The organism is Spirillospora sp. NPDC048911 (assembly GCF_043198015.1).
Taxonomy (GTDB): Bacteria; Actinomycetota; Actinomycetes; order Streptosporangiales; family Streptosporangiaceae; genus Spirillospora.
The window spans coordinates 66,936-80,687 of record NZ_JBICUD010000011.1; the positions used below are offsets into that span (position 1 = coordinate 66,936).

At 72.2% G+C, this 13,752-nt stretch carries 12 protein-coding genes; 4 read left to right on the forward strand and 8 right to left on the reverse strand.

The window, feature by feature from the left end; genetic code table 11:
- Window positions 1–66: 66 nt before the first annotated feature.
- The gene (locus ACGFNU_RS39575; protein ID WP_392601741.1) at window positions 67–2,346 is read left to right on the forward strand and encodes an FdhF/YdeP family oxidoreductase; all 2,280 of its coding nucleotides are present in this window, start codon (window positions 67–69) and stop codon (window positions 2,344–2,346) included.
- Window positions 2,347–2,409: 63 nt separating this feature from the next.
- A complete protein-coding gene (locus ACGFNU_RS39580) occupies window positions 2,410–3,069 on the forward strand; it encodes a DUF1707 domain-containing protein (RefSeq protein ID WP_392601742.1) in 660 nt (219 codons plus the stop codon).
- A gap of 33 nt (window positions 3,070–3,102) precedes the next feature.
- On the opposite strand, the gene ACGFNU_RS39585 is transcribed toward ACGFNU_RS39580, so the two are convergent.
- The 6 genes from ACGFNU_RS39585 to ACGFNU_RS39610 form a co-directional block, all read right to left on the reverse strand.
- Window positions 3,103–3,909, reverse strand: a complete 807-nt coding sequence (locus tag ACGFNU_RS39585; protein WP_392601743.1) for an SDR family NAD(P)-dependent oxidoreductase — start codon at window positions 3,907–3,909, stop codon at window positions 3,103–3,105.
- Window positions 3,900–5,609 (reverse strand): hypothetical protein, encoded by a 1,710-nt coding sequence (locus ACGFNU_RS39590; protein ID WP_392601744.1) that lies wholly within the window; start codon window positions 5,607–5,609, stop codon window positions 3,900–3,902. The genes ACGFNU_RS39585 and ACGFNU_RS39590 overlap by 10 nt, the downstream gene beginning before the upstream one ends.
- A 43-nt stretch (window positions 5,610–5,652) precedes the next feature.
- A complete protein-coding gene (locus ACGFNU_RS39595) occupies window positions 5,653–6,609 on the reverse strand; it encodes an ACP S-malonyltransferase (protein ID WP_392601745.1) in 957 nt (318 codons plus the stop codon).
- Entirely contained in the window at window positions 6,587–7,666 is a 1,080-nt protein-coding gene (locus ACGFNU_RS39600) for a 3-oxoacyl-ACP synthase III family protein (RefSeq protein ID WP_392601746.1), read from the reverse strand. Before ACGFNU_RS39600 ends, ACGFNU_RS39595 begins: the two co-directional genes overlap by 23 nt.
- A gap of 72 nt (window positions 7,667–7,738) precedes the next feature.
- On the reverse strand, window positions 7,739–9,025 hold the full coding sequence (locus ACGFNU_RS39605; protein WP_392601747.1) for a wax ester/triacylglycerol synthase domain-containing protein: 1,287 nt from the start codon (window positions 9,023–9,025) through the stop codon (window positions 7,739–7,741).
- Window positions 9,026–9,176: 151 nt separating this feature from the next.
- Window positions 9,177–9,602 carry a hypothetical protein gene (locus tag ACGFNU_RS39610; RefSeq protein WP_392601748.1) on the reverse strand — a complete coding sequence of 142 codons (426 nt, stop codon included), beginning with the start codon at window positions 9,600–9,602 and terminating at the stop codon, window positions 9,177–9,179.
- 449 nt (window positions 9,603–10,051) lie between these two features.
- Here ACGFNU_RS39610 and ACGFNU_RS39615 point away from each other — a divergent pair, with 449 nt between their 5' ends.
- Window positions 10,052–10,381, forward strand: a complete 330-nt coding sequence (locus ACGFNU_RS39615) for a hypothetical protein (RefSeq protein WP_392601749.1) — start codon at window positions 10,052–10,054, stop codon at window positions 10,379–10,381.
- The gene (locus ACGFNU_RS39620) at window positions 10,371–11,885 is read left to right on the forward strand and encodes an ABC1 kinase family protein (protein ID WP_392601750.1); all 1,515 of its coding nucleotides are present in this window, start codon (window positions 10,371–10,373) and stop codon (window positions 11,883–11,885) included. The genes ACGFNU_RS39615 and ACGFNU_RS39620 overlap by 11 nt, the downstream gene beginning before the upstream one ends.
- A gap of 71 nt (window positions 11,886–11,956) precedes the next feature.
- Here the strand turns inward: ACGFNU_RS39620 and ACGFNU_RS39625 are convergent, their stop codons facing one another.
- Together ACGFNU_RS39625 and ACGFNU_RS39630 are read right to left on the reverse strand one after the other, a co-directional pair.
- Complete coding sequence (locus ACGFNU_RS39625; RefSeq protein WP_392601751.1) at window positions 11,957–12,724, reverse strand: hypothetical protein; 768 nt, start codon at window positions 12,722–12,724, stop codon at window positions 11,957–11,959.
- Between the two features lie 92 nt (window positions 12,725–12,816).
- Window positions 12,817–13,719 carry a TetR/AcrR family transcriptional regulator gene (locus ACGFNU_RS39630; protein WP_392601752.1) on the reverse strand — a complete coding sequence of 301 codons (903 nt, stop codon included), beginning with the start codon at window positions 13,717–13,719 and terminating at the stop codon, window positions 12,817–12,819.
- Window positions 13,720–13,752: the final 33 nt, after the last annotated feature.

The window sequence follows — 13,752 nt, forward strand, 5'->3', positions numbered from 1 at the left end:
AACCCCATGGACCAGGAACCACAGCAATGAGCCAGGATCAGTCGGAATGAGCCAGGATCGGTCGCGATGAGCCGCAAAGCACCCGTGGACGACACCGGCGACGACGGTCTGCGGATCTCGGCGCCCAAGGACACCGCCGCCGGGATCCCCGGCGTGACGCACGCGCTTCGCCAGTCGTTCGACCAGATGGGCGCCAGGCGCACGGCCCTGACGTTGCTGCGGGTCAACCAGAAGCAGGGCTTCGACTGCCCCGGCTGCGCGTGGCCGGAGGGCGACAAGCGGCACGTCGCGGAGTTCTGCGAGAACGGCGCCAAGGCCGTCGCGGAAGAGGCCACGACGCGGCGCGTCACCCGCGAATTCTTCGCCCGCCATACCGTCGCCGAACTCGGCGAACGATCCGACCACTGGCTGGGGCAGCAGGGCCGGCTCACCGAGCCGATGATCAAGCGGGCGGGCGCCGAGCACTACGAGCCGGTGTCGTGGGACGAGGCGTTCGGCCTGCTCGCCACCGAGCTGAACGCCCTCGGCTCCCCCGACGAGGCGCTGTTCTACACCTCGGGCCGGACGAGCAACGAGGCCGCGTTCGCCTACCAGCTCTTCGCCCGCGCCTTCGGGACGAACAATCTCCCTGATTGCAGCAACATGTGTCACGAGTCGTCCGGCTCGGCGCTCAAGGAGACCATCGGCATCGGCAAGGGCTCGGTGCTCCTGGAAGACATCCACCAGGCCGATCTGATCTTCGTCGTCGGGCAGAACCCGGGCACCAACCACCCGCGGATGTTGTCGGCGCTGGAGGAGGCGAAGCGCTCCGGGGCCAAGATCATCGCGGTGAACCCGCTGCCCGAGGCCGGGTTGATGAGGTTCAAGAACCCGCAGCGCCCGTCCGGGATCACCGGCCGCGGCACCGCGCTCGCCGACCGGTTCCTGCAGATCAGGCTGAACGGTGATCTCGCGCTCTTCCAGGCCCTCAACCGGCTGCTCCTGGAGTCGGACGCGCCCGGCGCCGTCGACCGCGAGTTCCTGGCCGCCCACACCGCGGGGTTCGAGGCGTTCGAACGCCACGTCCGGACGCTGGACTGGGACGACGTACTGGAGGCCACCGGCCTGGCCAAACACGAGATCGAAGCCACGCTAGGCGACGTGCTGGCCGCCGACCGGATCGTGGTCTGCTGGGCGATGGGCCTGACGCAGCACCGCAACTCGGTGCCGACCATCCGCGAAGTGGTCAACTTCCTGCTGCTGCGCGGCAACATCGGGCGGCCGGGCGCGGGCGTGTGCCCGGTGCGCGGGCACTCCAACGTGCAGGGCGACCGGACGATGGGGATCTTCGAGCGGCCGCCCGCCGCGTTCCTCGACGCGCTGGCCAAGGAGTTCGGCTTCGAGCCGCCGCGCGAGCACGGCTTCGACACGGTCGACGCGATCCGCGCGATGCGCGACGGCCGGGCGAAGGTGTTCCTCGGGATGGGCGGCAACTTCGTGCGCGCCACCCCCGACTCGGCGGTCACCGAGGCGGCGATGCGCTCGTGCCGCCTGACCGCGCAGGTCTCGACCAAGCTCAACCGGTCGCACGCCGTGACCGGCGAGCAGGCGCTGATCCTGCCGACGCTCGGCCGCACGGAACGCGACGCGCAGGCGGGGGGCGAGCAGTTCGTCTCGGTCGAGGACTCGATGGGCATGGTCCACGCCTCGCGTGGCCGCCTCGCCCCCGCGTCGCCGCAGCTCAGGTCGGAGGTGGCCATCGTGTGCGGGCTGGCCCGCGCGACGCTGCCCGCCGTCCCGGGCATCGACTGGGACGCGATGGAACGCGACTACGACGTGATCCGCGACCACGTGTCCCGGGTCGTGCCGGGTTTCGACGACTTCAACGGCCGGATCCGGGAGCCCGGCGGCTTCGTCCTGCCGCACGGCCCCCGCGACGACCGGCGCTTCGCCACCGACACCGGCAAGGCCAACCTGACGGTCAACCCCCTGGACGTGCTGCGCGTGCCGGAAGGACGGCTGCTGCTGCAGACCGTGCGGAGCCACGACCAGTACAACACCACGATCTACAGGCTGGACGACCGTTACCGCGGCGTCAAGGCGGGCCGGCGCGTGGTCTTCGTGCACGAGAACGACCTGGCCGCGCTCGGATTCGCGGACGGCGCCATGGTCGACCTGGTGTCGGAGTGGTCGGACGGGGTGGAACGCCGCGCCCCCGGGTTCCGCGTCGTGGCCTACCCGACGGCACGCGGATGCGCCGCCGCGTACTTCCCCGAGACCAACGTCCTCGTCCCCCTGGACAGCACCGCCGAGATCAGCAACACCCCGACGTCCAAGTCCGTCGTCATCCGCCTCGAACGCGCCTGACCGGCGCCGCCACGCGGACGGAAGGCCGTGTGGATCGGACCTCCGGACGATTAGGCTCAGTACATGACGAATCTCCCCGAACGATCCTCGCGGCCGCCGGCGATGCGGGCGTCGGACGCCGACCGCGACCAGGTCGCGCAGGTCCTGCGCGAGGCGGCGGGCGAGGGACGGCTCGACCTGGACGAGCTGGACGAGCGGCTCACCGCGGTCTACGCCGCCAAGACCTACGCCGAGCTTGAGCCGATCACGAGGGACCTCCCGGTCTCGGGCGCCGCGCCGCATCCGGCCGGCCCGCCGGTCTTCGGCGCGCCCATCACCGACGCCCCCTCGTGGCGGCGGGGCTTCGCGTTCTGCAGCGAGTTCAAGCGGCAGGGCGTGTGGAACGTCCCGGCGAAGTTCACCGGGGTGGCGTTCTGGGGCGGCGGCAAGATCGACCTGCGCGAGGCCAGGTTCGTTCCCGGCCAGGAGGTCCGCATCCGGGCGTTCGCCGTCATGGGCGGCATCGAGGTCATCGCGCCCGACGACCTCACCGTGCACGTCACGGGCATCGGGATCATGGGCGGGTTCGACCACGGGGCGAGCGGCCCGGGCGTCCCGGGCGCGCCGCGCGTCGTCGTCACCGGGCTGGCGTTCTGGGGAGGCGTCGACGTCAAGCGCAAGGCCCGCCGGGAGGAACGGCGGCTGCGCAAGGAGCTGAAGAGGCGGGACGAGCTCGCCGACTAGATGATCGGCGGCCGGCGGCGCGCCCGGCGGGCATCAGGGGATCTCGATGCGGCCGAGGGCGAGCATCTCGATCAGAGCGGGCCCGCCGTTGCACGCCGTCATGCCGCCGTCGACCGTCAGGATGGAGCCGGTGACCATCGACGCGGCGTCGCTGACCAGGTACAGCGCTCCCTCGACGATGTCGTCGGGCATCGCCCAGCGGCCGGTCGGCACGGCCGTCATCAGGCTCGCCGAGACGGCCGGGTCGCTGTGGAAGGTGTCGGTGAGGTTGGTCGCGACCCATCCCGGGGCGATCGCGTTCACCCGGATCCCGCTGGCCGCCCACTCGGCGGCCAGTGAGCGGGTGAGCGAGTTCATGGCCGCCTTGAGCGCCGCGTAGTGGGAGAGCATCGGGACGCCCCGGTCGGCGGCCACCGTGGAGATGTTGAGGACGCAGCCGCTGCCGCGCGGGATCGCGTGCCGGCCGAACAGCCGGACGAAGTGGATGAGCGCGCGCAGATCGAGGTCGATGACGTGCTGCCAGTCCTTGTCGCTCAGTTCCAGGAACGGGCCCACGCAGCCCGCCGACCCGGCGTTGTTCACCAGGATGTCCAGGTCGGTGAAGGTCTCCAGGGCCTGGGCGAACGCGGCGTCGATCTGCGCGGGCTCCTTGATGTCGCAGGGCACCGCCAAGGTGCTGACGCCGTGGCGCTCGGCCATGCGCGCGGTCTCCGCCAGGGCGTCGACGCTGCGGGCCAGCAGGGCCACGTTCGCGCCGGCCTCGGCGAAGCGAAGGGCGATCGCGCGGCCGATGCCGCGGGACGCTCCGGTGATCAGTGCGGTTCTGCCGGTCAGGTCCACGGTGCGCTCCAGAAGGCGGGGGTACGGAGTTCGGGAAGCTCGAACGCCTCGATGAGATCGTCGACACGCGGCAGCAGCGCCGCGCACAGTTCGTCGCGCTGTTCCCTGATCTGCTCGCTGAGGCCTGGCCGGGCCACCGCCTCGTCGATCAGGAGGTCGGTGTTGCGTTCGGCCCAGTCGAGGGCGTACCAGTCGAACAACGGCCGCAGCGGTGCGGGCGCGTTGTGCAGGATTTCGAGGATCCTGCGGTCGGCGAACGCGCGGGCGGTCCGGCCGGCCTGGGAGAGGTGCGGGTTCCACGAGGTGAGGGAGCCCGGATCGGTGACGTGGTCGGCCAGTTCGCGCACCAGCCGCGCCTCCAGTGCCTGGGCGGCCGTCAGGCAGCCCGGCAGCGACAGGGACAACTCGACGGCGGAGTCGCCGGGCGCGTCGTAGCGGTCCTTCTCCAGCATGGCGCGGGCGACGTCGAAGAGGATCAGCTGGTTGTCCCCTCCCGCGCTGAGGTAGCCGTGCAGGAGGCCGCGGTAGCCGTTGAGCCGGTCGGAGGCCGCGAAGCCGGGTGCTCCGCAGTGCGTCCGGCACAGCGCCGCGGTCTGCTCGGCGAGCGCGGTGGTGACGCTCTTGAGGAGCGGCAGGGTGAGATCGATGCCGGCCCAGGGCGTCCAGGTCGCCATGCCCGACGACTGCGCCGGGGCGGCGGCCCTCGCGTGGTCGGCGACGGCCGTCAGCGCGTGGCCGCGGGCCAGCGCGGTCAGGACGGCCTCCTGCTGGTTGCGGTAGTCGAGCAGGGGACGCCCCGGCGCCAGGCCGCCCAGCGTCGGCCGGCCGGTGGAGTGGTGGACCAGCAGGGCGGCGGACGCCCGGCAGAGGGCCGCGGCGGCCGCGATGATGGAGCGCCACACGTGCGGCGTCGTCGACATCGCCAGGGCGGAACGGTCCCGGGCCATCGGGTCGTGGAAGGTGCCGTCGGCGGCGATCTTGGCGCCGGCGGCCAGCCATGCCCCGAAAGGGACCTCCAGCTCGGTGAAACGGACCGCCGCCCAGTCCAGCGGCAGCTGGTGGTTGTCGGGGGCGGGGAACACCTGGGCCCCCTCTGCCGGTGTTCCGTCCGGGCCGCGCAGGGGCACCAGGAAGATGAAGACGCCGTGGTCCTTTCCGGCGACGAGAAGCCTGGCGTACACGACCGCGGTCTTGGGCAGGCGAGGGTGCCCCGCCGAGGTGGGGAACTTGGTCGCGGCGGCGTCCGGCGTCGTCAGGACGAAGGACCGGCGCTCGGGGACGAAGCGGGCGACGGTGCCCGGCGCCATGTGGCTGTTGCTGCGCCCCGCCTCGGTCATGGCCACCATGCCGAAGGTCTCCATCGCCTCCAGCCGGCGCCGCGTCTCGGCGGTGTGCTCGTCCCCGAACCGCACGATCGGCGCCATCACCAGGGTGTAGTGCAGCAGCATGAGGTGGAACAGCGCCGGATCGGCGACCGCGGCCCGTTCCAGCAGCGCGCACAGCAGCGCCGGATGGGTCAGCAGCTCGTCGGCGCGGGGGGCGGCCAGCACGGCGTGCCGGAGGCGCTGGTAGGTGAGGGCCTGGCGCTCCGGCGGCGCCAGCCCGTCGGGGTAGTCGAAGAAGCCGGCCGGGATCGCCTTGTGCGGGAAGCCCTGCGGTGTGGCCGAGGCGTGGCCCTGGCCGAGGTCGATCAGGTTCATGATTCCTCCGTCGCGCCGTCCGCCGGCGCGTCTCCCTCGTGGTTCACGGGATCGCACACGACAGTGCCGCCCGCAGCCAGGCGAGGTCACCGCCCAGCGGTGCGAGGGCCCGGGCGCCCGGCAGGGTCTTCCGGACGCAGCGGGTCAGGGCGTCGCCGACGCCGAGCTCGACGTACCGGTGCCCAGGGCCCAGACGCCTCAGCGTCCCCGGCAGATCGAGGGGGTTGGTGACGCAGTCGGCGAGCGCTTGGCGCAAGTCGTCGCCGTCGTGATAGGCCCGGCCGCGCACCGGCGAGTGCACGGGGATCCGCAGCCGCCGCTGCGGCAGCCCGCTCATTCCCTTCCGGAAGCGGTCGGCGACCGCCGTCAGGGCCGGGTGATGCGAGGCGTAGGGCACCGCCAGCCGGACCATCGGCGGCGAGGGCCGGGCCAGCAGCGCCTCGATGGCGTCCAGCGGACCGCTGACCACGGTCTGGTCGGGCGCGTTGACGCAGGCCAGCACCAGGTCACGGCGGCCGGTCGCGGCCAGCAGCCGCCGGCACTCGGCCTCCCCCACCCGGGGCAGCAGCACCATCGCGCCCTGCCCGGCCACCTCGGCGAAGGCGGCGTTGAGCGCGCAGACCGCGCGGGTGCCGTCGGCGACGTCGAAGGCCCTGGCGCACACCAGCGCCGCGATCTCACCGAAGCTCAGCCCCACGATCGCCGCCGGGGGCCCCAGCGCGCGGGTGAGCAGCCGTCCGAGCACGACCGAGACGGTGTACCCGGCGAGCTGCGGGACGCCGGGCCTGGCCGGGACGGACCTGGACTCGCTGAGCAGGAGGGTACGGAGCGGCGGACCCGCGCCCGTTCCCTCCAGCGCCCGCTGGATCGGCTCGAGGACCTGCTCGGCCTCGGCCTCGGCGGCGGCGCAGGCCCGGTAGACCTCCAGCAGCGCACCGCGCGGGTTCCCGCCCTGGCCGGGGACCACGAAGACGGTCTCAGACGCCGACGGCGCCGGCATGCTGTTCATGCTGTTCATCCCGTACCGTCCGCACTCCGGTGCCCCATGTCAGAACGGTGCTGCCCCAGGTGAGCCCGGCGCCGAAGCCGACGAGCAGAACCCGGTCGCCGGAACGCAGCCGGCCTTGCCGGTGCGCCTGGTCCAAGGCGTAGGGCAGCGACGCGGCGCCGATGTTCCCCACCCGGTCCCCCGTCACCATCAGCCGGTCGGGGGCGAAGCCCGCCTCGGCGCACGCGCGCCGCAGCAGGAGCGGGTTCGGCTGGTGGGCGACCACCAGGGCGATGTCGCCGGGGGTCATGCCGGACCGCCGCAGCGCGTCGGCCGCGGCCGCGGGGAAGATCTCCAGGATGAAGTCCCGGACCGCGCGGCCGTCCATGAAGATGTGGTGCAGGCCCTCCCGCAGCGTCTCGCGGGACGCGGGAAGGCGGCTGCCGCCCGCCCGGATCAGAACGTCGTCGGCGCGCGTCCCGTCCGAGCCCAGCGTGATCCGCGCGAACCCGTGGCCGGCGGCGACCGGCCCCAGCACCGCCGCGGCCGCGCCGTCGGCGAACAGCACCGCGGTCCCGCGGTCCCGCCCGTCGAGGAACCGCGAGTACACCTCCACGCCGACGACGGCGGCGCGGCCGCCGGTCCCCTCCGCCACCAGCCAGTCCCGCGCGACGCGCGTCCCGAAGACCCAGCCCGAGCAGGCGGCCGCCACGTCGAGCGCCACCGCGTTGCCCGCCCCGATCCGCGCCTGCACCCGGCACGCGGTCGAGGGCCCCAGCTCGTCGGGGGTCGAGGTCGCCAGCACCAGCAGGTCCAGGTCGCCCGCGACCAGCCCCGCCTGCGCCAGGGCCGCCCGCACCGCCTCGGCCGCCAGGTCCGAGGCCGCCTGCGCGGCGCCGGCCACGTGCCGCTGCCGTACCCCTGTGCGCTCGAGGATCCATTCCGGGCTCACCCCGGCCGCGGCCGCGACCTCCTCGTTGGTCCGCACCCGGTCCGGAACATAACCGCCGGTGCCCAGCACGCCGATCGGTGCGGCAGGGCCCCTGGTACCTCCGTGTCCGCTGCTCATGCTCCGCACTTTCCTTTCCTGGGGAGGTCGGCGGCGCCCCGGGACCAGCCCCCGGGACGCCGGACGCGGTGCTCAGCGCGGCGCGCACACCGCCTCGTGCAGCACCGAGACGCCCTTTTGCCAGAGTTCGGCGAGCCGGTCGCAGCCCTGGAGCGCGTCGTCGCACAGCAGCGTCGGCCGCACCGTGCCGTCGTACTGGAACAGCGCGATCGTCAGGGGCTGGTCGGGCAGCAGCGGCGGGATGCCCCAGACCTCCTCGATCGGCATCCCGCCCACCTGGAGCCGGTTCATCCGCACCGTCGTGATGAACATGGCGGTGTAGGCGGGGTCGAACAACCGGTCCAGGAACGGCCGCGCCAGCCCGTACGGCAACCGGGGCGACAGCGCGCGGTGCAGCGCCCGATGCCGCTGCAGGACCTGCTCTCCGGTCTGTTCGATCACGTGCCGGAGCTGGTCCGCGGGCGCGGGCAGATGGCAGGGCAGCGTGATGTGCAGCCCGGTGACCTGGTTGCCCAGGCAGCCGCTGCCCCGCGGCGGGCGCAGGCTCAGCGGCAGCGCGACCTTGAGCCCGCGGCGGGCCTTCGGCCCCGACCACTCGCCCGGCGCCCACTCGCGCAGCGCCCAGGCCAGCGCGGCCACGCAGACCTGGTTGCGGGTGGCTCCGGAGCGGGCGGACGTCGCGCGGACGGCTTCGGCGTCGAAGTCGACGCTCAGCGCCCGGCGCCGGCCGCTGAAGGGGCCGCCGAACGGTGCCCACGGCGTCGTCCGGCGCACCGGCACCGCCAGCCGGGAGGGGGCCGGCCAGCGCCATGGGCGGACCGGCTCGGCGAACTCGTCCGGCCGCGGGCGGGGCAGGGTCCCGCCGTTGAACAGCACCTCGACCGTCCTGCTGATCGCTATGCCGTCCTGGAAGGCGTGGTCGGTGTAGTAGCACAGCGCGTAGCGCTCCCGATCGTGCTCCGGGTCGTGCTCCCCCCGGAACAGGACCAGACGCCACGGCGGGCGGTCTTCGGGCAGCGGCCGCCCGATCGCCTCCATCGCGTGCGCCAGCAGGTCGGCGCCGGGATGGAGCGGACTCTCCGTGACGTGATCGGCGACCTGGAAATCAGGATCCGGTTCCCATTGCCGCTGGTCCCGGTGGGGCCGGTAGCCGAGAACGGGTGTTTGGCCGATCTGGGCGGCGACCAGCTCACGCAATTCTTCCAGGGTTGGCGCGACGCCTTTCACCCGGACGATCCCGCCGATGTGCATGTTCGATGTTTGTTTGCACTTGTCGGCCAGGCCCGACAGATAGCGATCCACGGATCCCATCGGCACCGCATGGGCGTCGGAGGGCATGATCTGATGATTGTCGGTCACATTCGAGACCTTTCCGGGAGACTGGCTCGCGGCCGGCTGTCACTGTCCACTCCGGTGGCCGGGTCGTACCTCGAGTGGGAACTCCGGGGCGCGCGGTGCCGAATTCGTCGTCGTGCCCGGCGCCGGGCGCGCGGTCCGGAGTTCCGCCGGTTCACTGCCTGCTGTCGACGGTCTCGCTGCCGGCGTCGGCCCGGGCGCGCGCGGCCTCGGACGGCCGCGGCGACAGCCGGCCGACCTCCCGGGCGAGCAACTCCAGCCCGTTCTGCAGCTCGTCCAGCCGCTCATCGATGTCGGCGAAGCGCCCGCGGCCACGTCGCCGCAGGTCACGGTCCCCGTCACGGCCCTGGTCGCGGTCCTGGTCGCGGTCCCGGCCACGGTCGTACCGCCGGCCCGCATGGGGGCGGTCGTCGCCCAGGAGCGTGTCACGGATGCTGTCCTGGAGGTCACTGCCGATCTCGAAGACGTCGTCGACGTAGTCCTTCGTGCCGTTCATCAGGTCCTGCAGGTACCTCGTGAAGCCGGAGCTCCGGCGAGAGTCGTAAGAGCGCGCGTAGTAGCCGTCACGGTCTCTGGGCACAGGAATCCTCCTCGCTCGTGCCCGCCCATTTGCAAGGCATGTTAAATGCGGGAACAAGCGTGACTTGACTTGCCTTTCAACTCCGTGTCATACACCTTGCACTAACATCAGTGGTAGCCGACACTCCGAGAAGCAGTCAACCCCTGACGGGCTTCGAGGAAGCAGGAAAATTGATCACCGAACCGACCCCCATTGAGACGATCTACGGTCGTCCCTGCTCACGGCGTTCGAGTGGATCCGTACTAACGCAATGGAAACAGCTTCCCGATGATTTAGTTAGGAGAAACTCTATTCGGCCCGCCGTTCCTTACCGGCGGGAAACCGAAAAGCCCGGTGGCAGGCCTGATCAGGTTCTTCACCTGGGCCGAAAATCCCCTCCGGCCCGCATCAAGGACCACCGAAGAACGGCCACCCTCCGTGAGCGTGTGACCGCAGAACAGGAAGAGCCGATGCGCGACAGAGATCACCGGCAGAGAGCACCGCGGAACCTGCGCTGGGACGGCGGTGGCCGTTTCTTCGACACGCGGCGCGGCGACTGGATCGACACCGCCGCGCTGGCCGGGGAGGTGCGCGACGGTCTCGTGTTCCGCGCGTGGCGGTGGGACACCGGAGAGGAATGCACCATCGCCGTCCTCCTCTCGCTCCTGGGGTCCGCGCTGCTCCGGCCGTCCGTCCACGACCTCGAACGCCTCCTGACAGACCGAACCGACCGAGCCGGCCGAACCGACCTGGCAGACCGGGCCGACCTGGCGGGGAAGGACGAGCGCCGTGAGCGATAGCCGGGTACGTCTGGTCGCCCGCGTCCTGGCCGGCCTCGCCCGGCAGGAGGTGCGGCAGCGAAGGGCGGGCGCCCGGTACCCGGACGGATCCGTGCCGTTGGGCGGGTACTGGCGACCGCGGGCGATCCGTGCGGCGTTCGAGGAGCTGGGCCCCTTCTACACCAAGGTCGGCCAGATCCTGTCCACCCGGCCCGACCTCGTCCCCGAGCCGATCCGCCTGGAACTCGGCAAACTCCACGACCAGGTCACGCCCGCGCCGTTCGCCCACTTCGAACCGGTGCTGAGCGCCGAGCTGGGCGCCTCGTGGCGCGGCCTCCTGCGCGACGTCGACGTCAGCGCCCCGCTCGGCGCGGCCTCGCTGGCCCAGGTGTACCGCGCCACGCTGCACAACGGACGCCCCGTCGTGGTCAAGGTCCAGCGACCGGGGGTCCGCGACATCGTCCGCGCCGACATGCGGATCCTGCGCCGCGCCGTCCGGCTGGCCGGCCGGTGCGCGCCGAGGTTCGCGACCGTGATGGACCTGGACGCCATGCTCGGCATCGTCTACGAGGCCATGGAACCGGAGCTCGACTTCTGCGTCGAGGCGGCCAACATGGAGAAGGGACGCGACACCCTCGACCGCTACCCCGCGCTGGACGTCCCCGAGGTCCTCCATGCCACGCCGCGCGTTCTGATCCAGAGCCTGGCGCCCGGCCAGTCCATCCGGGACGCGAAATGGCGCGACTTCAGCACCGAGGAGCGGCTGGGCATCGGCCGGGACCTGCTGGCGTGGTCGCTGCGCGGCTACTTCGTCGACCGTTTCTTCCACGCCGACCCCCACCCGGGCAACATCTTCGTTCATCCGGGCGAACCCGCGTCGATCATCGACTGGGGAATGGTCGGCACCGTCGACCGGCATCTGAGCCTGGCGCTGATGCAGTCCCTGCTCGGCATCGTCGTCAACGACGCGCCCGCGGCCGCCCGGGGCTGGACGGAGATGGGCCGCACCACCCCCTGGACGCAGGCCAAGGCGTTCGCCGGCGACCTGGCGAACATCGTGCCCCGGGTCCGTACCGCCTCACTGGAGGACCTGGACTTCGGCGCCACCCTCGCCACCGTCCTGAGGCGCTCCACCAAGCGCGGCATCGCCACCAGCCCGATGATCGCGATCCTGTCGAAGTCGTTCGCGAACATGGAGGGCTCGGTGCGCTACCTGGCCCCCGAGCTCGGCATCGTGGACATCTTCCGGGACGAGCTGGCCGGGATCCTGTGCGATCTGGTCAGGGAGTCCCTGTCCGAGGCGCAGGCCGCCCAGGCCGTGGTCGAGACCCTGCTCGTCACGTCCTCGGGCGCCGACCAGGCACGCGTCGTGCTGCGCGACCTGGCGAACAAGGATCTGACCCTGCACATCCGTTCTTCCCAGCTGGGCGGCTCGAGCCTGAGATCCCCGGCCTTCGTGCTGGGCGCAGCCGCCTTCCTGCTCTGGATCACCAGGGACAGACGCACGCCGTGCATCCACGACTGAGCTCGCGACGATCCGGACCGCCTCGAAGGGAGACGGTCAGCGCACCGGCGGCCGTGCCCGGCACCGATCGTCTAGTCGCGTGGAGCCAGTTTGCTGCCCGGGTAGGGGCTGAGCAGGTTCTCCCGCCACGGCCCGGACAGGAACTGGCGGGCCCGTTTGCGCCAGGAGACGAGCCGGTGGTCGGGCTCGACCTCGTCGTCCATGCCGAGCGCGGCGTCCCGCGCGCGTTGCAGGCCCAGGTGCGCGTCGATGTCGGTGCCCCACAGGGTGACGACCTCGGTGTCGCAGAACTGGACCTCGTACGAGCCGATCAGCCGGTGCCCGTGGTCGGCCAGCATCGGCGCGCGTTCCTCGCGGACGGCGTCCAGGTAGTCGAGCGCGGCGCCCGGCCGGACCTCGGCGCTCTCGAAGAGGTAGAGCGGCGCGGCGTAGCCCTCGGCCAGCACGTCGGTCAGCGCGGGGCTGCCGGGCGCGGCCCCGAGCGGCCGGGAGAACGCGGAGAACCGCAGGTCGTCGATGTCGGAGAGGAAGAGGTTCTCCTTGACGTCGTCGTAGATCTCCAGCATCTGCCGCCAGCCGCCGTCCCAGCCGCCGTGGCAGTCCCAGAGGGTCACCACCTTGAACTGCGGGTGCCCGGTGATGCCGACGGCGTAGAACGCGCCGACGAGGTCGATCTCCCGGGAGCGGATCGACATGCCCTCGGTGAGCTCGTGCGCGCCCTCGGCGAGCCGGTCGTCCTCCCGCTTGTACTCGGTCAGCCAGCGCAGGTACTCCAGCGGCCGGCGGGAGTTCATCGGGTGGAACTCGACCTCTTCGAGCAGGTGGACGCCGCGGCGCATGGAACCTCCAAAACCGAGCATGTGCTTGCTTGTTTTGGACACTAGCGCCTCGGCGGCCCCGCGACCAGAGCCGGGCCGCCACGGTCCGGCCGCTACCCGGCGAGCCGATCCAGCCAGTCGCGCAGCAGGGCCGCCTCGGCCGCGCTGAGCGGCGCGGCCCCGCCGGCGTCGAGCGCGGCCCGCAGAGCGATGGCACGCACGCCGACCTCCCCCTCGCCACCATCGAACCCGCCGCCGGACGCGTCGGCGGAGGCGCCGTAGGACCCGCTGCCGGACGCGTCGGCGGAGGCGCCACCGGCCCTGCTCGCGGATGCGCCGCCGTCAGCACGCGACGCGGCAGACGTGGCGGACGTGGGGGCGCATGGACGCGACGTGGCGGACATGGTGGCGCCCGCGCGGGAGGCGGCCACACGGGAGGCGGCGGAGGTAGCGGGGGAGGTGGCGGGGGAGGTGGCGGGGGAGGTTATGGCGGCCAGCACGGCCTCGCGGGTGCGGGCGGACAGGTCGCCGGCGTCGGGCTCGGCGATCAGCGTCAGCGTGACGCCGGTTCCGGCGGCGTGGACCATGCGCGCGGCCGTCTCGACCGGGATCCGGAGGCGGCCGGCGCGCGCCACCCGCTCCAGCAGGCCGAGCAGGAGGGCGTGGGCCTCCTTGGCGGCCGCCGGCGTGCGGGGCCCGCCGTACATCAGGACGTAGATCGCCGGATGGGTGACACCGAACTCCACGTGCAGGTCCCAGCCGCGCCGCAGGTCGTCCACCGGATCGCCGGTGCTCGGCTGCGCGCGTTTGCTCGCCAGGTAGTCCTCGAAGCCACGGCTCGCGACGGCGTCGAAGAGCCCCTCCTTGTCGCCGAAGTGGTGATAGAGGGTCGGCGCCCCCACCCCGGCGGCGGTGCAGATGGCGCGGGTGGACACGGGCGCGCCGTCCGCCTCGGCGAGGAGCCGGGACGCGGCCCGCAGGATCCGGTCCCTGGTGTCGTCCTGGGCAGCACTCATGAAATCGATGCTACAAAATTTTGCCAAGCACCG